Origin of the sequence: Blastococcus sp. LR1, assembly GCF_020166105.1 — a bacterium.
GTDB lineage: Bacteria > Actinomycetota > Actinomycetes > Mycobacteriales > Geodermatophilaceae > Blastococcus.
Genome location: NZ_JAIUJY010000004.1, coordinates 303,587 through 330,002, shown reverse-complemented (window position 1 = coordinate 330,002; position 26,416 = coordinate 303,587). Strand labels below are relative to the sequence as shown.

Below are 26,416 nucleotides of genomic sequence, written 5' to 3'. Positions count from 1 at the left end.
TCAGGGGCGGACGGCGGTGGGCTCGCGCTCGAGGGTGACGCCGAACTTCTCCTGCGCGGTCGCGATGATCCGGTCGGCGAAGGCGAGCAGCTCGGCGGCGGTGGCGCCGTCCTCGGTGGTGAGCGCCAGGCTGTGCCGGGACGACGTCCCGACGTGCCCGTCCCGGGTGCCGCGGCCGAACCCTGCGTGCTGCACCAGCCAGGCGGCGCTGAGCTTGACCATCCCCTCGCCGGCCGGCCAGCTCGGGCAGCCCTCGACCGCGCGCTCGGCGGGCACGATCGGGTTGGTGAAGAAGGAGCCCGCGCTGCGGGAGTCGGGGTCGGCCGGGTCCCAGACCATGCCCTTGCCGCGGCGGAGGCCCAGGACCGCCTCGCGGACGTCGGCCAGCGGCGCGCGCTCGCCGATCTCGACCCCGAGCGTGCGGGCCAGCTCCGCGTACCCGACCGGCTTGGACAGTTCGGCGGACTCGAGGGCGAACTCGACCTCGAGGACCACGAACCGGCCGGGCTCGCGCTTGAGCCGGCTGTCGCGGTAGGCGAAGCGGCACTCGGCCGGCGTCAGGGTGCTCTCGGTCTTGTCGGCGCGGTCGTAGACCCGGACGGCGGTGATCGTCTGCGCGACCTCCTGGCCGTAGGCGCCGACGTTCTGCACCGGCGTCGCGCCCGTGGACCCGGGGATGCCCGAGAGCGCCTCCATGCCCGCCAGCCGGTTCTCCACCGTGTGGGCGACCAGGGCGTCCCAGTTCTCGCCCGCCTGCACGGTGAGCCGGTCGCCGGAGCGCTCGATCCCCCGGGACCGCACGACGACGACATCACCGGGCCAGCCCTCGTCGGGCGCGATGAGGTTGGAGCCGCCGCCGATCAGCAGCAGCGGGCGCCCCGACTCGTCGGCCTCGCGCACTGCGTCCACCAGCTCGGCCGCCGTCTCGACCTCGACCAGCCGCTCCGCGGGTCCACCGACGGCGAGGGTGGTGAGCTCCGCCAGCCGGACGTCCGATCGCACCTGCACGGCACGACGGTAGCCGGGACTACCCTCCATCCCGGTGAGCGAGGCGGGCAACGACCACAAGAAGCGGGCCTCGCTGTCCCCGCAGCCGCAGCGCAAGGCCCCCCGGCTCGCCGCGGGCCGCGCCCGGGCACTCGGCCTCCCCACCCGTGGCACCACCAACGCCAACCGGCTTCGAAGGGTCGACCGCTGGCTGCTGGCCACCCAGGTCCCGCGGATGCGCGACTCGACCCGCCCACTGGTGGTGGACCTGGGCTACGGCTCCTCGGCGGTGACCACGCTGGAGCTCGTCGGCCGGCTGGCGCCCGAGGTCGAGGGCCTGGAGGTCGTGGGCCTGGAGATCGACCCGGAGCGGGTGACCGCCGTGGCCGCCGACCGCGATCCGCCGCGGGTGGACTTCCGGGTCGGCGGGTTCGAACTGGCCGGGCTGCAGCCGGTGATCGTGCGGGCGTTCAACGTGCTCCGGCAGTACGACGAGGAGTCGGCGGGGCGCGCCTGGGCCACGATGTGCGCCGCGCTGGCCCCCGGCGGGCTGCTCGTCGAGGGCACCTGCGACGAGTGGGGACGCCGCTCGGCCTGGGTGGCGCTGGACGCCGACGGCCCGCTCACCCTCACGCTGGCGGCCCGGGTCTCCGACATCGCGACGCCGTCGGACCTCGCCGAGCGGCTGCCCAAGGCGCTGATCCACCACAACGTCCCCGGCCAGCCGGTGCACGAGTTCCTGCGCGCCTTCGACGCCGCCTGGGCCGCGGCCGCGGGCATGTCCACGTTCGGGCCGCGGCAGCGCTGGGTCGCCGCCGTCGAGACGCTCGGCGCGCAGGGCTGGCCGCTGGTCGGCTCCAGCCGGCGCTGGCGGCACGGCGAGGTCACCGTGCGCTGGTCCGCCGTCGCCCCCGTCTGAACTCAGCCCGCGACCGCGGCGCCGATCAGCGAGCGCGGGTCCGCCGCTCCCCGGGCCGGGCCGTCGAGCGGGAACTCGACGAGGTGCGCGTGCCCGAAGCCGCCGATATCCCGGCCGGCCGTCTCGACCACGTGCCCGCGCTCCTGGAGACCGGTGCGCCAGGACTCCGGCGCGTGCTGCTCGATGCGGACCAGGTGGGCGTCGGGCCGCTCCCACACGTCGAAGCCGGTGCCGCCCTCGACCCCGAGCACCCACCGGGGCGCGCTGAGCAGGCTGCCCGGGTCCTGCCCGGCGACGAGGAGTCGGGCCAGCATCTGCAGCACCACCTGGGGCTGGGCGTCGCCGCCCATCGTGCCGAGCACCGCGCGGAGGGAACCGTCGGGGCGGGTCACCAGCGCCGGGGCCAGCGTGTGCGGCGGCCGCCGGCCCGGCCCGTACTCGGCGGGGTGGCCCTGCTCGAGGCTGAAGCCGATCCCCCGGTTGTGCAGGAGGATCCCGGTGCCGGGCACCGCCACGTGGGCCCCGAACCCGCTGGCGTTGGACTGGATGAGGCTCACGCCCATGCCGTCGCCGTCGGAGGCGCAGAGATAGATCGTGCCGCCGCCGCGGTACCGGTCGCCCAGCTGCGCCGGCCGCTGCGGGTCGAACATCGCGGCACGTTCGTCCAGGCGGTCCGGCGCGATCAGCCGGGCGCCGTCCGCCCCGTCGGAGAGCGACGACGGGCGGTCGAACCCGGCCAGCCGCGCGGCCTCCACGGTCAGGTGGGCCCACGCGGCGTCGTCGGGCTGGGCGGAGAGCCCGACCCGTTCGGCGATGCCGGCGCCGGCCAGCCCGAGGTATCCCTGGGAGTTCGGCGGCACGGTCCAGACCCGGTGGCCCCAGACGTCCAGGAACAGTCCGTCCACCCAGTCGGCGAGTGATCGCTCGAGGTCCTCGGCGGCGTACTCCCCCGCGCCCACCTCCAGCAGCCGTTCACCGAACTCGCCGCCGTAGAAGCCGTCGCGCCCCTCGGCGGCGATCGCGCGCAGCATCCGCGCCGGCCCCGGCCGCACGAGGCGTTCGCCCTCGGCCACCCCGGAGCCCACGAGCTCGTCGCAGCCGACGAGTCCGTCGAGCCTCGGCAGGGCGGAGGCGAGCAGCGGAGAGGCCGGGAACCCACCCTCGGCCAGCTCGATCGCCGGCGCCAGCACGTCGGCGAGGAGCAGCCGCCCCGATCGGCCGTGCAGGGTCAGCCACCCGTCCACGCACCCCGGCACCGGAGCGCTCCGCACGTCGCCCCGCATCGGCATGGCGCGGTGCCCCTCGGCGCGCAGCCGGTCCGGATCGGCCCCGCTCCCGGCCCGCCCGGATGCGTTCAGCACCAGCGGCTCCGCGGATCCCGTGCCCGGACCGCCGACGAGCGCGAAGAGATCCCCGCCCATCCCGCACATGTGCGGGGTCGTCACCGTCAGCGCGGCGCTGGTCGCGATCGCGGCGTCCACCGCGTTGCCGCCGGCGCGCAGCACCGCCGCGCCGGCCTCCGAGGCCAGCCGGTCCACGCTGCACACCAGTCCGTCGGGGCCGGTGACCGTGTCGGTCGTCCAGGTCATCGGCAGATGATCCACCAGCACCACCGCTCCCGCAGGGTCCACCCGACCCGCTGCCGGTCCCGGAGGACGGCCAGGGGGACGATGACGCGGTGACCGCCGCACGGAGCTCGACGATCGTCCGGCCGGCATGAGGCCGGTCCCCGGACCCACGCCGGTCGACGGCGGCACGGCGGAGCTGCTGGGCGACGCCGACCGCGACGGCGCATGGGTGCTGATGCTCGACGGCACCCCGCAGTCGCACGTGGACCTCGACGAGCCGGAGCACCTGGAGTTCGAGTACGTCCGCCGCATGGGGCACGTCCTCGACCTCGCCGCGGACCCCGGCGCCCCGCTCGACGTCGTCCACCTGGGCGGCGGCGCGCTCACGCTGCCCCGCTACGTCGCCGTCACCCGGCCGGGGTCGCGCCAGCGCGTCGTGGAGATCGACCAGCCGCTCACCGACCTGGTCCGCGAGTACCTCCCGCTCCCCCGCAACGCCCGGGTCCGCGTGCGCGCCGCCGACGCGCGCGAGGCGCTGCAGACGATGCACCCCGACAGCGCCGACGTCGTGGTCACCGACGTCTTCGCCGGCGCCCGCACGCCGGCGCACCTGACCACCGCCGAGTTCGCCGCGGAGGTGGCCCGGGTGCTGCGGCCGGGCGGCGTCTACGCGGCCAACGTCGCCGACGGCCCGCCGCTGCGGTTCGCCCGCGCCCAGGTCGCCACGCTCCGCACGGCGTTCCGGCACGTCTGCCTGCTGGCCGAGCCGGCCACCCTGCGGGGCCGCCGGTTCGGCAACCTCGTCGCCGTCGCCTCCGACGTCGAGCTGCCCATCGGAGCGCTCACCCGGGCCTGCGCCCGCGACCCCATGCCGTCACGCGTCGTGGAGGGCGAGGACCTCGACCGCTTCGTGGGCAAGGTCCCGCCGGTGCCCGACGCCGAGGCGCAGCCCTCCCCCGAGCCACCCGAGGGCGTGTTCGGCCGGTGAGCGGGGATCGCGGCCGACCGTAGAGTGGGGAGATGACGACACCCGCTCCGAACCGGCTGTACCGCGACACCCGCCACAAGGTGCTCGGCGGCGTCTGCTCCGGGCTCGCCCACAGATTCGGGCTGTCCACCAGCGCGCTGCGCCTGGCGTTCGTGATCTCGTGCGTGCTGCCCGGGCCGCAGATCGTGGCCTACGTGCTGCTCTGGATGCTCATCCCCGCGGCCTGAGCCGGCAGGCGGTCTACCAGCTGTTGCCGCGGGGCAGACCGCGCACAGCGGGCCGCACGTCGACCAGGTAGACGACGGAGGCGATGACCGCGGGCAGGCCCAGGATGCTCACCAGCCCGAAGACGAAGAGGAACAGCCCGGCCAGCAGGATGATCCCCAGCCAGGCCGGCTTCGTCAGCTTGCCGGTGGCGACGAACGCGTCCGCGGGCCGGGTGAGAGCGTCCACGAAGGCCCATCCGGCCAGCGCGAGCGCGCCCCACATCAGGGCGTCCATCAGCAGCTGATCGAACATGAGCATGGGGCAAGGCTACTCGGAGTACCGACCGCGGCCAGGGCCCACGGACGCGACAGGGCCCCGGAGCGCCGTAGCAGCTCCGGGGCCCTGGTCACGGGACCGGGTAGGTCAGTTCTTCTTGGCCGGCACGGCGGTCGGGTCGCTCCGGCGGGCGGTGCGGGCGCGGGTCACGGGAGCCGTGGTGGCCGAGGCCTTCTTGCCGGCGGCCGGGCTGTTCTTCTTCGCAACCGGCTTCGCCTTGGGCGCGGGCGCCTCCTCGGCGACCTCTGCCACGGAGGCCTTGGTCGACTCGGCGGTCTCGTGCACCGTCTCCTCGGCCTTGTGCGCGGCCTTGGCGACCTTGCCGGACGTCTTCTGGACGATCGAGGTGACCTCGTTGGAAGCCTCGCTCACGGCCTCGGCGGTCTCCTCGAGAGCCTCCTCGAGGGTGTCCTCGACGGTGTCGACGGCGGCCTCGGCGCGGCGGATGACGCGACGGACGGCGGGCTGACGACGCAGCTCCTCGACGACCTCGGCGCCGCGCTCGGCGAGCGTCTCGACGGTGCTGGCGGCCTGGGTGCGGGCGACCTCGACCAGGCCGGTGACGGTGCTGCGCAGCGCCTCCGGACGGACGGCGGTGGCCAGCTGCTGCGCGGTGGTACGGGCGGTGCCGGCGGCCTCGGTGGCCCGGGTGCGGGCCTCCTTGACGGCCAGGTCGGCCTGGACCTGCGCCTCGCCGGGCAGCGCCTCGGCCTGCGAGCGGAACGAGGCGATCACGGTGCGGGCGCGCTCGACGGCGAGGTCACCGGCGCCGACGACGGCCAGCAGCGGGGTGCGGGCCTGCTCGGCGAAGGTGCGGCCCTGGGCCACGGCGAGCTCGCTGTACTGCTTCACGGTCTGGGTGGGGGTCATGTCGACTCCTTGGGATCTGGGGTGGGGGTTCAGCTGGCGGCCGGGGCGGAAGCCCGGTGCTCTCGGACGTAGGTCTCGTAGAGCTCGAGCAGGACGGCCTTGTGCCGTTCGGACAGCGCGTCGTCCGAGCGGATCGCCGCCACGGTGTCCGGATTCCCGGTACGCCGGTCGAGGATCCCTGCCTGCTCGTAGAGCGTCTCGGCCGAGATCTTCAGGCCCCGGGCGATCGAGGCGAGGATCTCCGCTGACGGCTTCCGGAGACCCCGCTCCACCTGGGACAGGTACGGGTTGCTGACCCCCGCGCTGCGGGCCAGTTCGCGCAGCGACACCCGGGCAGCGCTGCGCTGCTCACGGATGAAGTCACCTACCGTCGAGCTGACGGCCGAGACGCTGGGCGCCTCCGCCACCGTCTCCGCGACGCTTCCGGCGACCCGGTCCACCGTGGACCGGACCGTCGTCACCTGCTCGCGGACGAACTCACCGGGGGTCTGCACGTCAACGACGCTAACCCCGGGTGCTAGCAGTTGCAAGCGGAGGAGTTAGCAGACCGGGGTGAACACCCTCACACGGGAAAAGGAGCGCTCAGGCGTTTAGTTCCGGGGATTCCCGGACGTCGCCGACGACCCCGGTCCCACCGGACACCGGGGTCCGCGCCCACGGAGCAAGCACCTCGGCGGGGACGCCGAGGCGGCGCAGCCCGGCGGCCAGCGCCGGCGTGCGCCCGCGGTCACCGCCGTCGTCCAGCTTCAACGCCACGGCCCCGGCGCCGGGCACCGCCGCCACGTGCACGCCGTCGGCACCGCCCTTGACGAGCAGTCCCGGAACGGCCCGCATGAGGTCGGTGTCCTCACGGCCGGTCCCGGCCACGAACCAGGGGGCGGCCCGCATCGCATCGGCCACGGCACGTTCCCGCGAGCCCTCGGCCGCCTGGACCAGGGACAGCACGCCGCGGGCCAGGCCGGTCACCGACAGCGCGTGCTGCGGCGCTCCGCACCCGTCGACGACGACCGCCGTCACCGGCTCACCGGCCGCCTCGGCCAGCCGCACTTCGATCGCCTGCTGCAGCGGGTGCTCACGGGACAGATAGCCCTCGGTCGGCCAGCCGGCGGCGACGCAGGCGGCCAGCATCGCCGCGTGCTTGCCCGAGCAGTTCATGGCCAGCCGCTCGGGTGCCCGCCCGGCAGCGATCCAGGTGGCCTTCGTCGTCTCGTGCTGCGGCAGGGCGGGCGGGCAGCCCAGCGCCTCGGGCCCGAGACCGGCCGCCGCCAGGATCGCGGCGGCGGTGTCCCGGTGGGCGTCCTCGCCGTTGTGCGAGCCGGCCGCGATGGCCAGCTCCTCGTCGGAGGCCGGGGTCCAGCCGGCAGCGAGCATGGTCGTCGCCTGCACGGGCTTGTTCGACGACCGCGGCAGCGTGGGCCGGTCGACCGCGCCGACGGCGAAGCTCACCTCTCCCGCGGCGTCCAGGACGACCAGCGAGCCGCGGTGCGCGGACTCGAAGAACCCCGACCGCCGGACCTCCACGAGAACGGGGTTCAGCGGCCAGTCGGGATCAGCTGACTTCGTGTCGGAACGGCCCCCTTGCAGGGCCCCGTCGCGAGCTTGCGAGCGAAGGGGGGCAAGGGGGTCCTTCATCAATGACGGCCTTCGTCGGCGAGCAGGGCGGCGACGTCGGCCTCCCCGTCCCGGTACCGGCGGCCGAGCTCGCCGGCCAGGCCGTCCATCACCTGCTGGACCCCGCGCCGGCGCTCCGACAGGCCCTTCTCGGCCTCGGCCAGCGAGCGCGCGGCGGTCTCCAGCTTCTTGTCCGACAGGTCGGCGATCGCCGAGAGGTCGGCACCCGGGGTCAGCGAGTTCACCCAGGACTCGTACTCCTCGGGGCTGGCCGGCTGCACCGTCTGGTGCCGGCCCAGGCCGTGCGCGGGGCCGCGGCCCTTCTCGGCGAGGATCTCCGGCAGCAGGTCGACCAGGGACCGGCCGTCGTCCTCGGCGCGGCGCTGCAGCTCACGGCGCACGATGTCCAGCCGCCCCTGCAGCAGACGCCGCGTGTAGGAGAGGTTGACCTCCTCCTGCTCCGCCGCGCGGCGCAGCCGCCGCACCTCGCTCATCTGCAGCTGCGTGGCGTTCTCGAGGAACGTCGGGTCCAGCAGCGCATCGACGGCGGCACCCCCGGCGGGGGACGGCTTCGGACTCACGAGGTGGCCTCCAGGTGCGGAATCCCCGGCATGGTCCGGGGATCGGCGGTGGTCATCGGCGGGCTGGGCGGAGCGTAGGTCAGCGGAGCACGCACGCCCACCCGGAGGTCGCCTCCGGACGGGCGCTCGCCCTCATCGCCCGATCGTCGCAGACCGGACGGCCCGCACGCGGTCGCGCGCCGCGGCCCGGGTGTCGTCCACTCCGGCCGGGGCGTCGTCGGGGTCCATCGCGGCGCTCGAACCGGCCACGGTCAGGGCCGTCTCCGGCGTGACCGACTGCTTGACCAGCGCCAGGGCGATGACGCCGAGCTCGTGGTGGCGGACCACGGTGCCCACGCGGCCCACGGTCCGCGTCGCGGCGAGGACGTCGGCACCCGGTGCCGGCAGGTCCTCGCTGATCCCGTCCAGGTGCAGCAGCACCAGCCGGCGGGGCGGCCGGCCCAGGTTGTGCACCCGGGCGACGGTCTCCTGGCCGCGGTAGCAGCCCTTCTCCAGGTGGACGGCGGTCGTCAGCCACTGCAGCTCGTTGGGAATGGTGCGGTGGTCGCTGTCGACGCCGAACCGCGGCCGCCGGGCCTCCACGCGCAGCGCCTCGTACGCCGACGAACCGGCCGGCGTCGCCCCGGCCGCCAGCAGCCGGTCGGCGGTCGCGCCGAGCTCGGCCCGGGCCACGAGGACGTCGAACACCACGGAGCCGTCGCCAATCGCGGGCATCCGGCGGACGAACCCCGCCCCGCTCGGCACGACGGCGTACTCCGCCTCCGGCACGGGCAGCCCGGCCGCGGCCAGCACGGCGGGCCCCTGCGGCCCGACCACGCTCAGCAGCGCCCACGCGTCGGTGACGAGCGCCGGCTCGACACGCAGCATGAACCGCATCCGCTCGAGGTAGCCCAGCAGCGCCGCGCCCGTGCCCGTCTCGACGTCGGCCCAGGTGGTGCCGGCCAGCTCCGCGACGACGAGGTGGTGCTCGACGTGGCCGTTCGGCGAGAGGACCAGCGCCTCGCTGCCGGCGCCGTCGCCGAGCTGCTCGAAGTGCTGGCTGGTGATGCTGTGCAACCAGGAGAGCCGGTCGGCGCCGGGGACCATGAGGACGTCGCGGTCGCTGCGGTCGACGAGGCCGGCGCCCTCGGCCAGGGTGCGCTGCTCCCGCAGGGGGTCGCCGTAGTGGACGGCGACCGAGCCGCCCTCCTCCTGGACGGCGCCGGGGCGGGACAGCAGGGGCGAGGGGGTCACGGTTTCTCCTGGGCTCGTTCACGGCAGTCGCGGCACGTGCCCGACAGGGCGACGTGACCGACGTCGACTGTGAAACCCAGTTCGGCCGCCAGACGTTCCGCCGCCTCGTCCAGCAGGTCCGGCGCGGCGGAGGAGATCTCGCCGCAGGAGGCGCAGACGACGTGCAGGTGGGGGCGCTCCGCCGCGTGGTAGACCGGCGCCCCGCGGCCCAGGTGGGTGTGCCAGACCAGCCCGAGGCTCTCCAGCAGCTCCAGCGTCCGGTAGATCGTCGAGGTGTCCGGCGCGCTGCCCCCGGGGCCGACCTCCTCGCGCAGCCGCGCACCGATGGCCTCGGGCGTCGCGTGCGCCAGGCTGCTGACGGCGGCGAGGACCCGGGCCCGCTGCGGGGTCAGGCGCAGGCCGCGCGCCCGCAACTGCTCGGCGAGCGGCGCGGCGACGTCCTCCTGACCCATGGCGTGAGCCTATGCCGCGGGTGCGGCAGGCTGGGGGCGTGAGCGAGCAGCGCAGGGTGGCGGTCTGGCGCGACGGCACGGCGGTCCAGGTCCCCGCCGGTCAGCCGGTGGTGACCGCGTTCGACCAGGGCCTGGCCCGCGGCGACGGCGTCTTCGAGTCCGTGGCCGTCGTCGAGCGCGGCACACCGCGCCTGGACGCCCACCTGGCGCGGCTCACCCGTTCGGCCGCCCTGCTCGATCTCCCCGCCCCGGGAGACGGCGCCTGGCGTGCACTGGTCGCCGCCGTCACCGCCGACTGGCCGTCGGAGGTCGAGGGCATCTGCCGGCTGTTCCTCACCCGCGGCCCCGGCGACGGCGCCCCGCCGACCGCGCTGGCCCTGCTCGCGGCCGTTCCGGAGGAGACCCTCCGCCAGCGCACCGCTGGGATCTCCGTGGTGAGCCTGGGCCTGGGCATCCCCGCGGACTTCCGCGCCGGCGCCCCGTGGCTGCTCGGCGGCGCGAAGACCCTGTCCTACGCGGTGAACATGGCCGCCCAGCGGCACGCCCACGCGGTCGGCGCGGACGACGTCGTCCTCACCAGCCTGGAGGGGCAGCTGCTCGAGGGCCCGACGTCGACGGTGGTGTGGGCCGCCGGTGGCGCCCTGCACACCCCGCCGGTGGAGACCGGCATCCTCGCCGGCACCACCCAGGCGCGGCTGTTCGCGCAGGCGGCAGCCGAGGGCTGGCCGACGTCGGTCACGGCGGGCACCGTCGCGGACCTGCACGCCGCCGACGCCGTCTGGCTGCTCTCCGGCGTGCGCGGCGCGGCGACCGTGCACACCCTCGACGGGAGCCGGCGAGGCGACGCGGGACTGTCCGCCCGGGTCCGCGAACTCCTCGCCCGGTAGCCTGGCACCCGGTGCGCCGGGAAGTCTGGTCGGCAGTCTTTTCGTCGACCCTTCCTCCGGAGCCGCCCGCATGACTTCCACCGCCTCCAACCGCCTCTTCGGGCGTGGCTCCTGGACCGAGGCCAGCCGCGTCGCCTCGGTGCTCCGCAAGGAGACCGTCGGTGGCGTGCTGCTGCTGATCGGCACCGTCCTCGCGCTGGTCTGGGCCAACTCGCCGTGGGCGGAGTCCTACGAGGGGCTGCGCGACTTCCGCGTGGGCCCGGCCTCCCTGCACCTGGACCTGCCGCTGGGCACCTGGGCCGCCGACGGCCTGCTCGCGATCTTCTTCTTCGTGGCGGGGCTGGAGCTGAAGCGGGAGTTCGTCGCCGGCGACCTCCGCGACGTCCGCCGGGCCTCGCTCCCGGTCGCCGCCGCCGTCGGCGGCATGGTCGTCCCGGGCGTCTTCTACGTGCTGCTGAACCTCGGTGGCGACGGCGCGCTCGAGGGCTGGGCCATCCCGACCGCCACCGACATCGCCTTCGCGCTCGCCGTCCTCGCCGTCATCAGCACCCACCTGCCCAGCGCGCTGCGCACGTTCCTGCTCACTCTCGCCGTGGTCGACGACCTGCTGGCGATCACGATCATCGCGATCTTCTACACGTCGTCCCTGGCGGTGACGCCGCTGCTGCTGGCGCTCATCCCGCTGGCCCTGTTCGGGTTCCTGGTGCAGAAGCGGATCCGGTCGTGGTGGCTGCTGATCCCGCTCGCCGTCGTCACCTGGGTGCTGGTGCACGAGTCCGGGGTGCACGCGACGGTCGCCGGCGTGCTGCTGGCCTTCACCGTGCCGGTCCTCCGCAGCAAGGCGGCGGGCGGCCCCGAGGCCGGCCCGGGCCTGGCCGAGCACTTCGAGCACCGGATCCGCCCCCTCTCCGCCGGCATCGCCGTCCCGGTGTTCGCCTTCTTCGCCGCGGGCGTGACGATCGGCGGCCTCTCCGGGCTCACCGAATCCCTCACCGACCGGGTCGCGCTCGGCATCGTCGTCGCCCTGGTGGCCGGCAAGGCCGTCGGCATCACGCTGGCCACCTGGCTGGTCTCCCGCTTCACCCGCGCCGAGCTGGCCGACGACCTCAGCTGGTGGGACGTGATCGGCCTGGCGCTGCTGGGTGGCATCGGTTTCACCGTCTCGCTGCTCATCGGCGAACTGGCCTTCGGGCAGGGCAGCGAGCGTGACGAGCACGTGAAGGTCGGCGTCTTGGTGGGCACGCTGACCGCCGCGCTGCTGGCGACGATCGTGCTGCGGGCGCGCAACCGGATCTACAAGCGGATCTCGCTCGAGGAGACCTCGGACATCGACAGCGACGGCATCCCGGACGCCTGGGACACCGTCGACGACCGGGCCCAGCACGAGATCGACAACCCGAGCGACACGCCGCCCGGACGCCCTGCCAGGCCGTTCGCGGACAGCTGACGAATTCGGTTGCAGGGGCCGCTCTCCGAGTCGTATTTTCGACGTACACGAGAGAGGAGGTGGTCCGTAACTTGCTGAGCTACAGGACTCGTGAGGTGGCTGTCCGCTAGCCGCCGTCCAGATGGGCCGCCCGTCCGGTAGGAAAGCCGGACGAGAGGCACGAATCGCCCGTCCGTCGCACGGCGGCGAGCGAGAACCGGACAGTCACCCGACCCCCGGGCCGCCGACCATTGTCCAGTCGGCCCGCGTGCTGCTCCCCCTCCTCCGGAGGGCCGGGCGCCGCGGAACAGCCCGGGGGTTGTCCGTTCTCCGGGGGAGGTCAGGTGCAGCTCGGCGGGCTGCCGGTCGAGCACGACGTCGCGCTGGGCTCGTGGATCTCCGACGCCGTGAGCGGCGCGCACTGGAGCACCGTCGGGTCGCTCGTGCCCCGGCTCTTCCCCGCCTACGCGCGGGTGCTGCACCCCGCCTACCGCTACGACGGTGACGACGACGTCGAGATCGCCTGGGCCGCGGTCGCGCGGCTGAACGGCACCACGTCCCACCCGCGGATGCAGTGGCCCGCCGTCACCGGCGGCTGGGAGTACATCAGCGAGGACAGCCAGCCGCCCACCTGGGACGGCACGCCCGCCGAGGGGCACCTGCCGTGCACCGTCGCCGCGCGGATGGCCGCCGTCCTCGCCCGGCACACCGGCACGCCGCAGGACTGCCTCTTCGGCCGGTGGACCGGCTTCGGCTACGACGCCGAGGAGCTGCGCAACGTCCCCCGCCTGCCGCTCCCCCGCGCCCGTGACGTCGTCCTGGTGCGGGGCGGGGTGGCCGACGCCGTGCGCAACCTCGCGCCGGAGCCGTCGGAGCAGAGCGCCAACCTGTGGTGGCCGGCCGACCGGGCCTGGGTCGTGGCGACCGACATCGACCTGATGAGCACCTACGTCGGCGGCTCCGAGGCCTGCGTCGCCGCGCTGCTGGCCACGCCCGGGCTCGAGGCCGTGCGGACGGCGCCGGACGACCGGGTCGGCCACGCCGACGACCCGGTCAACCCGGTGCCACCTCGCTAGAGCTGCGCGAGCTCGGCTTCGAGGTCGTCCAGCCCGAGCGAGCCCTGCGACAGCGCCGCCATGTGCCACGCCTTGAGGTCGAACGACGCGCCGCGCGCCCGCTGCGCCGCCTCCCGCCCCTGCCGCCAGGCCCGCTCCCCCAGCTTGTAGCTGATCGCCTGCCCGGGCATGCCCAGGTAGCGCACCAGCTCGCTGTCCAGGAAGGCCGGCTCGGCGCCGCAGTGCTCGCCCAGGAACGCCCGGGCCAGCTCCGGCGTCCACGGCCGGCCGCGGTGCTCGGCGAGCACTCCGTCGGCGTCGTCGGGGACCGGCAGCTCCAGGTGCATGCCGATGTCGATGACCACCCGGACCGAGCGCAGCTGCTGGGCGTCGAGGAAGCCCAGCCGCTCGCCGGGGTCGCTGAAGTACCCGAGCTCGTCCATGAACCGCTCGGAGTAGAGGGCCCAGCCCTCCACGTTCGCGCCCACCGAGCCCACCGACGTCTGATAGGTCGAGAGCTCGCCGGAGACCAGCGCCCACTGGGCCAGCTGGAGGTGGTGGCCCGGAACGCCCTCGTGGTACCAGATCGACACCAGGTCCCAGAGCGGGAACCGGGTGCGGCCCAGCGTCGGCAGCCAGGTGCGGCCCGGGCGGGAGAAGTCCTGCGCCGGGCGGGTGTAGTACGGCGCCGCGGCGCTGCCGGGCGGCGCGATCATCGCCTCGACCTGCTTCACCGGCTCGGCGAGGTCGAAGTGCGTGCCGTCCAGCGCGACGATCGCGTCGTCCATCATCTGCTGGAGGCGCTCGCGGATCGCCTCCTCGCCCTCGACGGCGGGACCGTTGGCGGACAGCCAGCGCATCGCCTCCAGCGGAGTCGCGCCCGGCAGCACCTTCTCCGCCTCGGCCCGCTGCTCGGTGAGGATCCGCCGGTGCTCGGCCCAGCCCCAGGCGTAGGCCTCCTCGAGCCCGGTACCGACGCCCAGGTCCGAGCCGGTCCATCGCCGTGCGTGGACGGCGTAGCGCTCGCGGCCCACCGCGTCCGGCGTCCCCTCGGCCGCGGCGGCGTACTCGTCGCGCAGGTAGTTCCGCAGCTCGGCGACGGCGGCGTCGGCGGCCGAGGCCGCGGCGTCCAGCTCGCCCCGCAGCGCCTCGGGTCCGGCGGCGGCGAAGCCGGCGAAGTACGGGCCGGCGAGCCACTCGTCCAGCTGGACGACGACGGTGCGCACCTGCCGCGGGGCCACCAGCAGGCCGCGTCGGACGCCCTCGGCGAGCGTCCCGCGGTAACCGCGGTAGGCCTCCGGCACCCGCGCCAGACGGCGGGCCAGGACGGACCAGTCCTCCTCGGTCACCGCGGGCATCATCGAGAACACCTGGCGGATGGAGTGGATCGGCGTGAACAGGATGTTCAGCGACCGGAAGCCCTCACCCGCCTCGTGGCCGGCGAGCTCGGCCTCCAGTCGTTCGCGCAGCAGCCGGGCGCACCGGCGCTCCACCGGGTCGTCGTCCAGCGACGGGTCGGCGGCCAGCACCCGGTCCAGCTCGGCGAGCGTCTCGCGGGCCAGCTGCGCCTCGGCCTCGAGCCCGGCCGGGCTCGTGTCGGGCAGCCGGTCCTCGCGGGGCCGGGTGCCCAGCGCCGTGCCGAGGGTGGGATCGAGCTCGGTGGCGGCCTCGACGTAGGCGTCGGCGACCTGCCTCGGGGTGGTGGGGGCGCTCATCGGATCCGCTCCAGCCGGGCGGACATCGTGGGGCGCAACTCGCCCTCGCCGACGGCGCGGTCGATGGCGTACATGAGCGCACCCTCGACGATCCCGTAGAGCCGCACCGAGCGGGTCACCTCCGGGGCGTCGGGCGTGCGGGCGACGACGTCGGTGGTCAGCTCCCAGCTCGTCGTCGTCCGGGCGGTGCCGACGTAGATCTCCACCAGCCCGTCCGGGCCGACCACCAGCAGCTCGACGTCGTCGCTGCCGCGCGGGCGCCAGAAGCCGGACTCCCGCACGTCGGGGCCGACGATCTTCCCGTCGTCGGTCAGCCGCCACGTCCGCGACTCGTAGGCGAGGAACCCGCGGCCGTCGTGGGCGAAGCGCACCCACTGGCCGAAGCGGTGGTCGCCGCCGGTGCCGGCCGCCTGGCCCTCGCCGTGCCACTCGCCCAGCAGCGGCAGCACCGAGAGGATCTCCTCGGAGACCTCGACGCCGCTGCGGACGTCGGCGGTGTCGGGGACCGGCAGTTCGGTCTCCTCGCTCATCGCCGGGCCGCCGTCGGACGACGCGCCAGCCGCACGGCGCCGTAGCCGAAGCCCAGCGCCGTCATCACGGTCAGGGAGACCAGGACCCAGGCAGAAACCATGGGAACCACCGTAGTGACGGCCGGGTCGGACGGCCGACCGGTGGTCGACCGGGGCAGCCGGGCGGAGGAGCGATGCCGTTCTCCGGGAGCCACCCCGCAGCCGTCCTGCCGTTCCTGCGGACGCCGCCGTCCGCCTCCGCACTGGTGGCGGGCAGCCTCGCCCCCGACATCCCGTACTACGTGCCACTGGACCTGCCCTGGCGCACGCACACCGCCCTCGCGGTGGTCACCACCGACGTGGTCCTCGGACTGCGCGCCCGGCTCGCTCCGGTGCGGGTCGGGCTCCGTGCCCGGCTCCGGTCCGCGCGCGCCGTCCTCCTCGTGCTCGCCGCCGTCGGAACCGTGCGGTGAACCCGACGGGGAACGTTCCCGGCGGCCCGGGACGTTGTGCGGCAGGCTGGGAGGACCCCAGGACCCTAGGACCCCAGGACGCGAGCGCGAGGAGCAGTCATCGAGATGGCGGAGGCCGGCCCGGGCGCGACGGTGCCGATCACGGAGGACGAAGCCCTCCCCGGGACGCCGTCCTGGTACTCCGTGCTGCACGACTCCGCCTTCATGTTCGCCTCGGTCTGCGACCTCGAAGGGCGACTGCTGACCAGCAACCTGCTCGCCGTGGAGGGCTGCGGGTTCGACCGGCACGAGCAGCTGGGCCGCCTGTTCTGGGACACCGGCTGGTGGGCGGGCAGCCTCGCCGTCCAGCAGCAGATCGAGGGCTGGTTCCGCGGCGTGGCCACCGGTGGCGAGCCGATGCGCGCCAGCACCGCGTACTTCCTGGCCGACGGCACCCGGCGGGTCGCCGACTTCACGCTGCAGCTGGTACGGGAGGGCGAGAAGCCGCAGTACCTGCTGGCCACCGGCATGGACATCACCGACCGGCTGGAGGCCGAGCGCACGGTCGCCGAGGCGCGGGCGGCCGGCGCCGAGGCCTCCACCCTGCGCCAGGTCGCCGCCAACCGGGCGCGGGACCTGGAGTCGCTCCGCGAGACCGAGACGAAGCTCACGAGGGCGCTGGCGATCAGCGACCGCGTCCTGGCCAACGTCGCCGACGGGATCTACGGCCTGGACGCCTCGGGCCGGGTCGAGTTCGTCAACCCCGCGGGCGTCCGGCTCACCGGCTTCTCCGCCGCGGAGCAGCTGGGCAACGACCAGCACGAGCTGATCCACGCCCACCGCCGGGACGGCTCCCCCTACCCCCGCGAGGAGTGCCCGGTCTGGCGGGCGCTGCGCACCGCGCGCACGGTCGTCGCCGACGACGAGACGTTCTGGCGCAGGGACGGGTCCCCCATCCCGGTGGAGATGGTCGTGGTCCCGACCCTCGAGGACGGCGCGCTCACCGGCGTCGTCGTCTCCTTCCGCGACCTCAGCGAGCGGATGGCCGCCCAGGCGCAGGCGGCCGAGCTGACGGCCCTGGCCGCCCGGGCAGCCAACGAGCGCGCGCTGTCCGACCGCCTGCAGCAGTCCCTGCTCACGCCCCCGCCGGAGCCCGACCACCTCCAGATCGGGGTCCGCTACCGGCCGGCCGCGCACGAGGCACAGGTCGGCGGGGACTGGTACGACGCCTTCCTCCAGCCCGACGGCGCCACGATGCTGGCCATCGGCGACGTCGTCGGCCACGACAGCAACGCCGCGGCCGCGATGGGCCAGCTCCGCGGCCTGCTGCGGGCCCTGGCCTACGACTCCGACGCCGCGCCCGCCGCCGTCCTCACCCGGGTGGAGCACGCCGCCCGGGGGCTGGCGGTGACGACGATGGCCACCGGCATCCTGGCCCGCATCGAGCGCCACCCCGACATCCCCGCCACAGGCACGCGCCTGCTGCGCTGGAGCAACGCCGGCCACCCGCCGCCGATCCTGCTCGCGCCCGACGGCACGGTGACCGAGCTGGCCGGGCGCCCCGAGCTCATGTTCGGCATCGACCCCGACGCGCCCCGCACCGACCACGTCGTGGACCTGCCGGACGACCACACCCTGCTGCTGTTCACCGACGGGCTGGTCGAGCGTCGCGACGTCGACCTCGACGAGGGCACCGACCGGCTGCGCGAGGCGCTGCGCGACCTCGGCCGGCGACCGCTGGAGGATCTGCTGGACGAGGTGCTGGCCCGGCTGGTGCCCGACGCCGGCGCCGACGACGTCGCCATCGTCGCCGTCCGCACCTTTCCGGAGGACCGCCCACGGCCGACCGAGGCGGGACCCAACCGGCTGCCGCCGGGCATGGACTGAGGACGTGACAGCGCCCGCCTCCCGGGAGGGAGACGGGCGCACTGCCGCCCGGGTGGACGGCCCCTCTTCAGGGACCCACCCTGAGCCTGCGAAGGGTGGGGGGAAGAGGGGTCCTTATTCGATGACGACGGTCGTCTCGTTCAGGCCGGTCTCGGCCGAGATGGCCTGCTGGCCCTTGCCGACCGGGGCCAGCGCGCGCAGCGTCCACTCGCCCGGAGCGGCGAAGAACCGGAACTCACCCTCGGGGCTGGTGACCACCTCGGCGGTGAACTCGTCGGTCCCGTCGAGCAGCCGGACGTAGGCACCGGCCACCGGGGCGCCGTCGTGCCACACCGAGCCCTGGATCACCGTCTGCGTGCCCAGGTCGATCCCCGCCAGGGTTCCGCCCTGCTTCGGAGCTCCGCACATGTCAGCTCACTTCTCGATCGGGACGCCGACCAGCGAGCCGTACTCGACCCAGCTGCCGTCGTAGTTCTTCACGTTCTTCTTGCCGAGCAGCTCCTGGAGCACGAACCAGGTGTGGCTGGAGCGCTCGCCGATCCGGCAGTAGGCGATGGTCTCCTTGCTGTCGTCGAAGCCCTGCTCGGCGTAGAGCGCCGCCAGCTGCTCGTCGGACTTGAAGGTGCCGTCCTCGTTGGCCGCCTTGCTCCACGGGATGTTGATCGCGCTCGGGACGTGGCCGGCCCGCTGCGACTGCTCCTGCGGCAGGTGGGCGGGGGCGAGGATCTTGCCGGAGAACTCGTCGGGCGAGCGGACGTCGACCAGGTTCTTCGAGCCGATCGCGGCGACGACCTCGTCGCGGAAGGCGCGGATCGACAGGTCGGGCTCCGACGCCTGGTACTGGGTGGCCGGACGCTCGGGCAGGTCCGTGGACAGCGGACGGCCGTCGAGCTCCCACTTCTTGCGGCCGCCGTCCATGAGCTTCACGTCGCGGTGGCCGTAGATCTTGAAGTACCAGTAGGCGTAGGCGGCGAACCAGTTGTTGTTGCCGCCGTACAGGACGACGGTGTCGTCGTTGGCGATGCCCCGGCTCGAGAGGAGCGCCTCGAAGGCGGTCTTGTCGAGGTAGTCGCGGCGCAGCGGGTCCTGCAGGTCCTTCTTCCAGTCGAACTTGACGGCGCCCTCGATGTGGCCGCCGTCGTAGGCGCTGGCGTCCTCGTCGACCTCGACGAAGACGATGCCGGGCTGGCCCAGGTGCTCCTGGACCCAGTCGACGTTCACGAGCACGTCATTGCGGCTCATAGGGGTGATCCTCCGAATGTCGGTGTGCGGTCGGTCGGTTCGGCGGTGCGGAAGGACGCGGATCGCTCGAGCGCGGGACTCACGGGGAAACGGGGCATCCCGGCGGCGCGGAGAGCGCGTCCGGACGGCGCAGTGCCGCCCTCAGAGGGCCGGACACAGGCAGCTGCCGACGCGGCACAGGTCGACTGTGCGGCGCGAGGTCAGCAGGATGCCCACGGCGCGAGGGTAACGGATCACGACACGCCGCCGGTCCCGGCCCCGACGTGGGCGTCCACGACCGCCGTCAGCTCGTCGGGACGCGGCGCCCCGGAGCTCCGCCGGACGACGGCACCCGACCGGTCCAGGAAGAAGAGCGTCGGCGTGACGCGCACGTCGAGCTCGCGCACCTCCGCCAGATGGCTCTCCGCGTCCACGAACACGGCGGCCAGCCCCGGCCGGGTCGTCTGCAGCTGTCGGAGCCGGGCCTTCGTCGCGCGGCACGGCCCGCAGAACGCGGTGGAGAACTGGACGACGGTGAGGTCGGCCCCGGCTGCCTGGACCCCGAGGCGCTCGAACACGGCGGAGATCCGCCCGTCGTCCCGCGTCGCCGTGGTCCCTGTCACGACGGGCACAACCGGCCCCGGCTGGCGACCTATTCCGCCTGGAGCACGGCGTCGCGTGCCTCCACCCGCACGTGGACGCCGTCGGCGGCGGGCGAGACCCCCGTGACCTGCAGGCCGAAGGGGAGCTCGACGGGATAGCGCAGGTCCAGCAGGTCGGTGGCCCGGTCGACCAGGAACCCGGGGATCGACACGCCGGCTCCGGAGGCCTGCTGCACGTCGACGACGACGGTGTTCCCGTCCAGGGCCACGGTGCCGACAGCCGTCAGCGGCAGCGTGTAGCCGAAGAGCTCGACCGTCCGGGTGATCCGCAGTCCGTCGCCCTCGGGCTGCAGCGTCGTGTCGCCGCCCAGCTCCTGTTCCAGCAGGTCGTAGGAGAGGGTGGCCCGGCCGTCGATGCGCTCGACGGGGAGGGACCGCACCGTTCCGCCGAGCAGCTCGGACAACGGGAGGCGCACCCCGCGCAGGACGACGTCCGCCTCGGTGCCCGCGGGCCGGCCCAGCTGGTCGGCGGTCAGCGAGATCCGGACCTCGTCGTACCGGCCGCCGAGCGCCTGGGTGAGGAACGGGAACCCGCGGATGTCGACGTCCGGCGGACCGGCCAGATCGCCCTCGGCGGCGAGCTGCGCAGCGACCTGGCCCTCGGCCGCGTTCAGGGCCAGACGGTCGAGCAGCAGCCCGAGCCCGATCAGCAGGACCAGCAGGACGACGAGGACCTTCACAGCACCGTCAGCAGCCCGAGCGCCACCGGGGCCGCCGCGGCCAGCGGGAGGACGACCTGGACCACGGTCAGGGCCCAGGGTGAGGTGTCCTCGGCACTCCCCTCGTCGGCGGCCTCGACCACGAGGAAGCTCACGGCGACGGCTCCCAGCGCGACCACGCCCGCGACCACCGCACCGAGGAGCAGCGAGCGGAGGGAGCCGAGGTCGGCCGTTCCCCGCGCCACCCAGGCCACCCCCGCGCCGGCCAGGACCGCCAGGACGACGCCGGCCAGCCCGCGCGGCACGCCCTCCGCGACGACCGGCCGCGGCAGCACCTGGTCCACGAGGTGGCCCACCACCAGCGCCGAGCCGGCGACCAGAGCGGTGAGCACGAGCCGCCCCTCGTCGGAGCGGCCGAGCAGCAGCAGCGCGGCGAGCGCGGCGACAGCGGTCAGCAGCAGCGCCGCGCCGGCCAGCGAGGCGACCAGGTGGGTCCGGGGGGTGCGCAGCATCTGCTGGGCCACCGAGACCAGGAAGCCCACGGCCAGCACCCCGAGCAGACCGCCCAGCTCCGGTCGCTCGGGCAGGACGAGCACCAGGTCCGCGGCGACGGCGGCACCCGTGCCGACCACCAGCGAGGCGGTGGCCCCACGCATGCGCGCCACCATGACCCAGGACAGCACCAGCGCGAGCTGGAGCACCAGCACCGCGGCCAGCGCGCCGACCCCGTCCAGCAGCGCCGGAAGACCGGCCGCGGCGGCGGTGACGACCACTGCCAGCCCCGCGGCGGGCAGGTGGTGCGCCCGGTCCGGCGTCGCAGGGAGGACGGCGGCGGGGCTCACCCCCCGATCGTCTCAGACGTCCGGCGTCCGGTCCCTCCGACGAGCGGGATCGGGACTCCGTTCGCGGCCTCAGGGGACCCGGAGGGGGCTGTCGGCGGCGGCGACCGACCCGACCTCCACCCACCCGGGCGCGCCGTCCGCTATCCTGCCCTCTCACCTCGACAGCGTTGTCGCAGGTCCGATCGGCACCCGCGCCGGCCCTGGACCCCTGAGGAGACGCCATGCGACTCGTGCTCATGACCGCCGCTCGCCAGGCCACGACCGAGGTGCTGCCTGCGCTGGGTCTGCTCCCCCACCAGGTCCGCGTGGTCGCGCCCGAGCTGTCCAGCCTCCTGGACGGTGACGCCGGGGACGTCGTCCTGGTCGACGCGCGCCACGACCTCATCCGGGCCCGGACCCTCTGCGGCCTCCTCTCCTCGACCGGGGTGGCCGCCGCCCTCGTCGCGGTCCTCGCCGAGGGTGGGCTCGTCGCGCTGTCGGCCGACTGGGGGGTCGACGACGTGCTGCTCGACACCGCCGGCCCCGCCGAGGTCGACGCCCGCCTCAAGTGGGCCACGGCCCGCCGGCTGGCCGCCGCCACCCCTGCCGACGGCGCCGAGGGCGGGCTCACCCAGGCCGGCGAGCTCGTCATCGACGAGCACAGCTACTCGGCCAAGCTGCGCGGGCGCTCGCTGGACCTCACCTACAAGGAGTTCGAGCTCCTCAAGTACCTGGCCCAGCACCCGGGCCGGGTGTTCTCCCGCGCGCAGCTGCTGCAGGAGATCTGGGGCTACGACTACTTCGGTGGCACCCGCACCGTCGACGTCCACGTGCGCCGGCTGCGGGCCAAGCTGGGCATCGAGCACGAGGCGCTGATCGGCACCGTGCGCAACGTCGGCTACAAGCTCGACCAGCAGGTGGCCGACGCCACCGCCAAGGCCGCCCGGGCCACCACCTCCGCGGAGCGGTCGGACGCCGAACTGGTCTGATGACCGGGTGACCTCCCCCGCTCAGGCCGGCGTCGACGTTCCCGAGGTGCTGGCGCTGCTGCGCGCTGCCGCCGCCGCCGACGGCGTGCGCCCCCTCTCCGAGGACGCCGAGCTGCGACTCCAGCACCGCTCTCCTGACGGCTCCGACCTCGTCGTCCGGGCCGACGACGGCGTGCTGGCCGGTTACGCGCGGGTCGACGAGGGCGTCGCGGAGCTGGCCGTGCACCCGGATCTCCGGCGTCGGGGCTTCGGCCGCGCACTGCTGGGGCAGCTCCTGGAGCTGGCCGGCAGCGGACCGCTGAGCATCTGGGCGCACGGCGACCTCCCCGGGTCGGCGGAGCTCCTCGCCCCCTCCGGCTTCGAGCGCGCCCGCGTGCTGCTGCAGATGCGGCGCGACCTCGCCGGCGTCGACGCCGACCCGCGGCCCGAGCTGCCGGCCGGCGTGCAGGTGCTGCCGTTCGTCCCCGGCCGCGACGAGGAGGCCTGGCTGCGGGTCAATGCGCGCGCCTTCTCCTGGCACCCCGAGCAGGGGCGGATGACCCGGGCGGACCTGGAGCTGCGCGAGGCCGAGCCGTGGTTCGACCCGGCCGGCTTCCTGATGGCGTGGCGCGGTGACCCGGCCGACGGCGGCGAGCTGCTCGGCTCGCACTGGACCAAGGTGCACCCCGCCGGCGACGCCGGTCCCGAACCGGTCGGCGAGATCTACGTGCTCGGCGTCGACCCGGCCGCGCAGGGCATGCGACTGGGCCGCGCGCTGACCGACCTGGGACTGGCGCACCTGCGGGGGCTCGGGCTCGGGGAGGTCCTCCTGTACGTGGAGGAGGACAACGCGGCGGCCGTCGGCCTGTACGAGGGGCGCGGGTTCGCCCGCTTCGCCGTCGACGTCTCCTGGCACCGGGATCCGGCCGCCCGCTGACCGTCCGACAGGGGATTCTGCCCCCGCGTGACCGGCGCCACCGCTCCTCCCCGAAGACCTCAGCGGTCGTTCACCGTCCGTTCACCGAAGGCCGGGGAACGCGCCACCTCCGCTCCCTAGCGTCCCTCTCGACGGTCCATTGCTGCCCGGAAATCGTCCGGGCCCATGTCGAGAGGCACTGAGTTGAAGCTCAGCAGCACGACCCGCGCCACCACCCTGTCCGTGGCGATCGCCGCCACCCTGACCCTCAGCGCCTGCGGCGCGTCCAACGAGGGCGGCTCGCCCGAGGGCGGCTCGACCGACGGCGGCCAGCTCAGCGGCGACCTCGTCGGCGCCGGCGCCAGCAGCCAGCAGGCCGCCATGGAGGCGTGGCAGGCCGGCTTCCAGGGCGAGTACCCCGACATCCAGTTCAGCTACGACCCGGTCGGGTCGGGCGGCGGCCGCGAGCAGTTCATCGACGGCTCCACCATGTTTGCCGGCTCCGACGCCGCGCTGGACGAGGACGAGCTGGCCGCCGCGCAGGAGCGCTGCGCCGGGGGCGAGATCTTCGAGCTGCCCAACTACATCTCGCCGATCGCCGTCATCTTCAACCTCGAGGGCGTCGACGAGCTGAACCTGGCGCCGGCCACCATCGCGGGCATCTTCACCGGTGCGATCACCACCTGGAACGACCCGGCGATCGCCGCGGACAACCCGGACGCCACGCTGCCCGCCTCGCCGATCACGCCGGTGCACCGCGCCGACGACTCGGGCACCACCGAGAACTTCCTCGAGTACCTGCACGCGGTGGCCGGGGACGTGTGGACCGCCGAGCCCGACGGCGTCTGGCCGCTGGACGGCGGGGAGGCCGCCAACGGCACCTCCGGCGTCGTGGGCGTCGTCGAGAGCACCGTCGGCGCCATCACCTACGCCGACGCCAGCCGCGCCGGTGACCTCGGCGTCGTGAACGTCGGCGTCGGCGAGGAGTTCGTGGCCCCCTCCCCCGAGGCCGCCTCCGCGGTCGTCGAGAACTCCGAGCGGGTCGAGGGCCGCGGCGACTACGACTTCGCCATCGAGCTCAACCGGGAGACCGAGGGCTCGGGCGAGTACCCGGTCGTCCTGGTGAGCTACCACCTGGGCTGCATCGAGTACGAGGACCAGGCCGACGCCGACAACGTCAAGGCCTTCATGGAGTACGTGATCAGCGAGGACGGTCAGCAGGCGGCGGCGGACAACGCCGGCAACGCCCCGATCTCCGCCTCGCTGCGCGAGCAGGCGCAGAGCGCGGTCGACGCGATCACGTCGGCCGGCTGATTCCGAGCGACGAGCGCGGTGCGGCGGCTCGGGGTGTCCTGGACACCCCGGGCCGCCGAGCCGCGTGACCGGGCCCCCGACCCCGAGGACCGAGCCCTGATGACGACGCGACGCACGAACCCGATGGAGAGAACCCGGTGACGACGATCAGCGCACCCCCGGCCCCACCGCGGCCCAAGCGGCGCGCGGGCGACCGCGTCTTCGCCGGGACCGCCAAGGGCTCCGGCATCCTCATCCTGATCGTGCTGGCCGGTGTCGCCACCTTCCTGATCAGCGAGGCCGTCCCGGCGCTGACCGCGCCGGCCGAGGACATCCCGGGCGGCGAGGGCCTGGGCAGCTACGTCTGGCCGCTGATCGTCGGCACCCTGCTCGGCGCCGTCCTGGCGCTGCTGATCGCGACGCCGCTCGCGGTGGGGATCGCCCTGTACATCACCTACTACGCCCCCAAGCGGATCGCCGCGGCCATGGGCTACGTGATCGACCTGCTGGCGGCGATCCCGAGCGTCGTCTACGGCTTCTGGGGCCTGGCGGTGCTGGCGCCGACCCTGGTCCCGTTCCACGAGTGGGCGGCCGAGAACCTGAGCTGGATCCCGCTGTTCGCCGGGCCAGCCTCCGCCAGCGGCCGCACGATGCTCACCGTCGGCATCGTCCTGGGGATCATGATCCTGCCGATCATCTCGGCCATCTCCCGCGAGGTGTTCAGCCAGGCCCCGGCGCTGCACCGCGAGGCGGCGCTCGCACTGGGCGCGACCCGCTGGGAGATGATCCGGATGGCGGTCCTCCCGTACGGCAAGTCCGGCGTCATCGGCGGCGCGATGCTGGGCCTGGGCCGCGCGCTCGGCGAGACCATGGCCGTGGCGATCGTCCTCTCCGGCGGGGCCGGGGCGACGCTGAACCTGATCGGCAGTTCGAACCCCTCCACGATCGCCTCGAACATCGCGCTGAAGTTCCCCGAGGCCAGCGGCCTGGACGTGAGCACGCTGATCGCCAGCGGCCTGGTGCTCTTCCTCATCACGCTGGTCGTCAACATGCTCGCCCGCTGGGTGGTCAACCGGCGCGCCGACTTCTCCGGAGCCAACTGATGAGCACCGCGATCCGTCCCGCCCCCACCGGCACCGACGCGCAGCCGCCGGTCCGCTCCCGCTCCCGGCTCCCCCGGTTCGCGCCGCTGGGTCTCTACCTCGCGGGGATCGTCGTCGGCGCCGGGCTCTCCGCGCTCACGTCGTTCAGCGTCGCCTCGACGGTGATCTACGGCGTCCTCCTCGGCACCCTGGCCGTGTACGTCGCCTCGCGCACGGTCGAGGGCCGGCGCAAGGCCACCGACCGGCTGGTGACCTGCCTGGTGACGACCGCCTTCGGGATCGCGATGATCCCTCTGGTCTCGCTGGTCTGGACGGTGCTGGACAACGGGCTGCCGCGGTTCGACGCCCAGTTCTTCACCAACTCGATGTTCCGGGTGGTCGGTGAGGGCGGCGGCGCCTACCACGCCATCCTCGGCACGCTGATCATCACGGCGCTGGCCACGGTCATCTCGGTGCCGATCGGCCTGATGACCGCCATCTACCTGGTGGAGTACGGCTCCGGCCGGCTCAAGAAGGCCATCACCTTCTTCGTCGACGTCATGACCGGCATCCCGTCGATCGTGGCCGGGCTCTTCGCCTTCGCGCTGTTCACGCTGATGTTCGGCAACGACGTCCGGCTCGGCGTCATGGGCGCCGTGGCGCTGTCGGTGCTGATGATCCCGGTGGTCGTCCGGTCCTGCGAAGAGGTCCTCAAGCTCGTGCCGAACGAGCTGCGCGAGGCCAGCTACGCCCTGGGCGTCCCGAAGTGGCGGACGGTCGTGAAGGTCGTCCTGCCCACCGCCATCGCGGGCCTGGGCACCGGCATCACGCTGGCCGTGGCCCGCGTCGTCGGCGAGACGGCGCCACTGCTGGTGACCGTCGGCCTGATCACCGGCACCAACCTCAATCCGTTCGACGGACGAATGGCGACCCTCCCGGTGTTCGCCTTCTACCAGCTCACCCAGCCGGGAACGCTGACCCAGGCGTTCCTCGACCGCGCCTGGACGGCGGCGCTGGTCCTCATCATCCTGGTCATGGCGCTCAACATCGTCGCCCGCCTGATCAGCCGCTTCTTCGCCCCCTCGACCGGTCGCTGACCGGTCCGATCCGG

The 26,416-nt window shown here is 74.2% G+C and carries 29 protein-coding genes; 13 read left to right on the top strand and 16 right to left on the bottom strand.

The window, feature by feature from the left end; all coding sequences use genetic code 11:
• Entirely contained in the window at nt 1-1,008 is a 1,008-nt protein-coding gene (locus LBW97_RS13505) for a UDP-N-acetylmuramate dehydrogenase (protein ID WP_308010470.1), read from the bottom strand.
• Between the two features lie 34 nt (nt 1,009-1,042).
• Here LBW97_RS13505 and LBW97_RS13500 point away from each other — a divergent pair, with 34 nt between their 5' ends.
• The gene (locus tag LBW97_RS13500; protein WP_224499886.1) at nt 1,043-1,906 is read left to right on the top strand and encodes a class I SAM-dependent methyltransferase; all 864 of its coding nucleotides are present in this window, start codon (nt 1,043-1,045) and stop codon (nt 1,904-1,906) included.
• A 2-nt stretch (nt 1,907-1,908) separates the two neighbouring features.
• Here LBW97_RS13500 and LBW97_RS13495 read toward each other — a convergent pair whose 3' ends face one another.
• Nucleotides 1,909-3,495: a gamma-glutamyltransferase family protein gene (locus LBW97_RS13495; RefSeq protein WP_224499885.1), complete on the bottom strand. Its 1,587-nt coding sequence runs from the start codon at nt 3,493-3,495 to the stop codon at nt 1,909-1,911.
• A 127-nt stretch (nt 3,496-3,622) separates the two neighbouring features.
• Here LBW97_RS13495 and LBW97_RS13490 point away from each other — a divergent pair, with 127 nt between their 5' ends.
• The gene (locus tag LBW97_RS13490) at nt 3,623-4,462 is read left to right on the top strand and encodes a spermidine synthase (RefSeq protein WP_224499884.1); all 840 of its coding nucleotides are present in this window, start codon (nt 3,623-3,625) and stop codon (nt 4,460-4,462) included.
• 32 nt (nt 4,463-4,494) lie between these two features.
• Nucleotides 4,495-4,689 carry a PspC domain-containing protein gene (locus LBW97_RS13485; protein ID WP_224499883.1) on the top strand — a complete coding sequence of 65 codons (195 nt, stop codon included), beginning with the start codon at nt 4,495-4,497 and terminating at the stop codon, nt 4,687-4,689.
• A gap of 13 nt (nt 4,690-4,702) precedes the next feature.
• On the opposite strand, the gene LBW97_RS13480 is transcribed toward LBW97_RS13485, so the two are convergent.
• The 7 genes from LBW97_RS13480 to LBW97_RS13450 form a co-directional block, all read right to left on the bottom strand.
• Nucleotides 4,703-4,987: a DUF2516 family protein gene (locus tag LBW97_RS13480; RefSeq protein WP_224499882.1), complete on the bottom strand. Its 285-nt coding sequence runs from the start codon at nt 4,985-4,987 to the stop codon at nt 4,703-4,705.
• Nucleotides 4,988-5,092: 105 nt separating this feature from the next.
• A complete protein-coding gene (locus LBW97_RS13475) occupies nt 5,093-5,875 on the bottom strand; it encodes a hypothetical protein (RefSeq protein ID WP_224499881.1) in 783 nt (260 codons plus the stop codon).
• 29 nt (nt 5,876-5,904) lie between these two features.
• Nucleotides 5,905-6,369, bottom strand: a complete 465-nt coding sequence (locus LBW97_RS13470; protein WP_224499880.1) for a helix-turn-helix domain-containing protein — start codon at nt 6,367-6,369, stop codon at nt 5,905-5,907.
• A gap of 88 nt (nt 6,370-6,457) precedes the next feature.
• Nucleotides 6,458-7,396 carry an asparaginase gene (locus LBW97_RS13465; RefSeq protein WP_224499879.1) on the bottom strand — a complete coding sequence of 313 codons (939 nt, stop codon included), beginning with the start codon at nt 7,394-7,396 and terminating at the stop codon, nt 6,458-6,460.
• A gap of 110 nt (nt 7,397-7,506) precedes the next feature.
• The gene (locus tag LBW97_RS13460; RefSeq protein ID WP_224499878.1) at nt 7,507-8,067 is read right to left on the bottom strand and encodes an aerial mycelium formation protein; all 561 of its coding nucleotides are present in this window, start codon (nt 8,065-8,067) and stop codon (nt 7,507-7,509) included.
• Nucleotides 8,068-8,199: 132 nt separating this feature from the next.
• Nucleotides 8,200-9,300 carry a folate-binding protein YgfZ gene (locus LBW97_RS13455; protein ID WP_224499877.1) on the bottom strand — a complete coding sequence of 367 codons (1,101 nt, stop codon included), beginning with the start codon at nt 9,298-9,300 and terminating at the stop codon, nt 8,200-8,202.
• A complete protein-coding gene (locus LBW97_RS13450) occupies nt 9,297-9,752 on the bottom strand; it encodes a Fur family transcriptional regulator (RefSeq protein ID WP_224499876.1) in 456 nt (151 codons plus the stop codon). Before LBW97_RS13450 ends, LBW97_RS13455 begins: the two co-directional genes overlap by 4 nt.
• 38 nt (nt 9,753-9,790) lie before the next feature.
• Between LBW97_RS13450 and LBW97_RS13445 the strand changes: the two genes are divergently transcribed.
• The 3 genes from LBW97_RS13445 (at nt 9,791) to LBW97_RS13435 (ending at nt 13,141) form a co-directional block, all read left to right on the top strand.
• Nucleotides 9,791-10,639, top strand: coding sequence for an aminotransferase class IV (locus LBW97_RS13445; protein ID WP_224499875.1), 849 nt, complete (start codon nt 9,791-9,793; stop codon nt 10,637-10,639).
• 70 nt (nt 10,640-10,709) lie between these two features.
• Nucleotides 10,710-12,086 carry a Na+/H+ antiporter NhaA gene (nhaA, locus tag LBW97_RS13440; protein ID WP_224499874.1) on the top strand — a complete coding sequence of 459 codons (1,377 nt, stop codon included), beginning with the start codon at nt 10,710-10,712 and terminating at the stop codon, nt 12,084-12,086.
• A gap of 323 nt (nt 12,087-12,409) precedes the next feature.
• The gene (locus LBW97_RS13435) at nt 12,410-13,141 is read left to right on the top strand and encodes a hypothetical protein (RefSeq protein ID WP_224499873.1); all 732 of its coding nucleotides are present in this window, start codon (nt 12,410-12,412) and stop codon (nt 13,139-13,141) included.
• On the opposite strand, the gene LBW97_RS13430 is transcribed toward LBW97_RS13435, so the two are convergent.
• Entirely contained in the window at nt 13,138-14,835 is a 1,698-nt protein-coding gene (locus tag LBW97_RS13430) for a DUF885 domain-containing protein (RefSeq protein WP_224499872.1), read from the bottom strand. The genes LBW97_RS13435 and LBW97_RS13430 overlap by 4 nt on opposite strands.
• The gene (locus LBW97_RS13425) at nt 14,832-15,365 is read right to left on the bottom strand and encodes an FABP family protein (RefSeq protein WP_224499871.1); all 534 of its coding nucleotides are present in this window, start codon (nt 15,363-15,365) and stop codon (nt 14,832-14,834) included. The genes LBW97_RS13430 and LBW97_RS13425 overlap by 4 nt, the downstream gene beginning before the upstream one ends.
• Before the next feature lie 173 nt (nt 15,366-15,538).
• On the opposite strand from LBW97_RS13425, the gene LBW97_RS13420 reads away from it, so the two are divergent.
• Together LBW97_RS13420 and LBW97_RS13415 are read left to right on the top strand one after the other, a co-directional pair.
• Entirely contained in the window at nt 15,539-15,817 is a 279-nt protein-coding gene (locus LBW97_RS13420; RefSeq protein WP_224499870.1) for a DUF4184 family protein, read from the top strand.
• A 105-nt stretch (nt 15,818-15,922) separates the two neighbouring features.
• The gene (locus tag LBW97_RS13415) at nt 15,923-17,683 is read left to right on the top strand and encodes a SpoIIE family protein phosphatase (RefSeq protein WP_224499869.1); all 1,761 of its coding nucleotides are present in this window, start codon (nt 15,923-15,925) and stop codon (nt 17,681-17,683) included.
• Between the two features lie 114 nt (nt 17,684-17,797).
• On the opposite strand, the gene LBW97_RS13410 is transcribed toward LBW97_RS13415, so the two are convergent.
• From LBW97_RS13410 to LBW97_RS13390, 5 genes are all read right to left on the bottom strand, one after another.
• Nucleotides 17,798-18,091 (bottom strand): DUF1416 domain-containing protein, encoded by a 294-nt coding sequence (locus LBW97_RS13410; RefSeq protein ID WP_224499868.1) that lies wholly within the window; start codon nt 18,089-18,091, stop codon nt 17,798-17,800.
• Between the two features lie 6 nt (nt 18,092-18,097).
• Nucleotides 18,098-18,925, bottom strand: coding sequence for a sulfurtransferase (locus LBW97_RS13405; protein ID WP_224499867.1), 828 nt, complete (start codon nt 18,923-18,925; stop codon nt 18,098-18,100).
• A 233-nt stretch (nt 18,926-19,158) separates the two neighbouring features.
• The gene (locus LBW97_RS13400) at nt 19,159-19,527 is read right to left on the bottom strand and encodes a thioredoxin family protein (protein WP_224499866.1); all 369 of its coding nucleotides are present in this window, start codon (nt 19,525-19,527) and stop codon (nt 19,159-19,161) included.
• Between the two features lie 29 nt (nt 19,528-19,556).
• Nucleotides 19,557-20,246: a DUF2993 domain-containing protein gene (locus LBW97_RS13395; RefSeq protein WP_224499865.1), complete on the bottom strand. Its 690-nt coding sequence runs from the start codon at nt 20,244-20,246 to the stop codon at nt 19,557-19,559.
• Complete coding sequence (locus tag LBW97_RS13390; RefSeq protein WP_224499864.1) at nt 20,243-21,067, bottom strand: hypothetical protein; 825 nt, start codon at nt 21,065-21,067, stop codon at nt 20,243-20,245. Before LBW97_RS13390 ends, LBW97_RS13395 begins: the two co-directional genes overlap by 4 nt.
• 221 nt (nt 21,068-21,288) lie before the next feature.
• On the opposite strand from LBW97_RS13390, the gene LBW97_RS13385 reads away from it, so the two are divergent.
• From LBW97_RS13385 to pstA, 5 genes are all read left to right on the top strand, one after another.
• Nucleotides 21,289-22,035, top strand: coding sequence for a winged helix-turn-helix domain-containing protein (locus LBW97_RS13385; RefSeq protein WP_224499863.1), 747 nt, complete (start codon nt 21,289-21,291; stop codon nt 22,033-22,035).
• Between the two features lie 7 nt (nt 22,036-22,042).
• Complete coding sequence (gene mshD, locus LBW97_RS13380) at nt 22,043-22,951, top strand: mycothiol synthase (RefSeq protein ID WP_224499862.1); 909 nt, start codon at nt 22,043-22,045, stop codon at nt 22,949-22,951.
• A 165-nt stretch (nt 22,952-23,116) separates the two neighbouring features.
• On the top strand, nt 23,117-24,244 hold the full coding sequence (gene pstS / locus LBW97_RS13375) for a phosphate ABC transporter substrate-binding protein PstS (RefSeq protein WP_224499861.1): 1,128 nt from the start codon (nt 23,117-23,119) through the stop codon (nt 24,242-24,244).
• Nucleotides 24,245-24,381: 137 nt separating this feature from the next.
• Nucleotides 24,382-25,326 (top strand): phosphate ABC transporter permease subunit PstC, encoded by a 945-nt coding sequence (pstC, locus tag LBW97_RS13370; RefSeq protein WP_224499860.1) that lies wholly within the window; start codon nt 24,382-24,384, stop codon nt 25,324-25,326.
• Nucleotides 25,326-26,402: a phosphate ABC transporter permease PstA gene (gene pstA, locus LBW97_RS13365; protein WP_224499859.1), complete on the top strand. Its 1,077-nt coding sequence runs from the start codon at nt 25,326-25,328 to the stop codon at nt 26,400-26,402. Before pstC ends, pstA begins: the two co-directional genes overlap by 1 nt.
• Nucleotides 26,403-26,416: the final 14 nt, after the last annotated feature.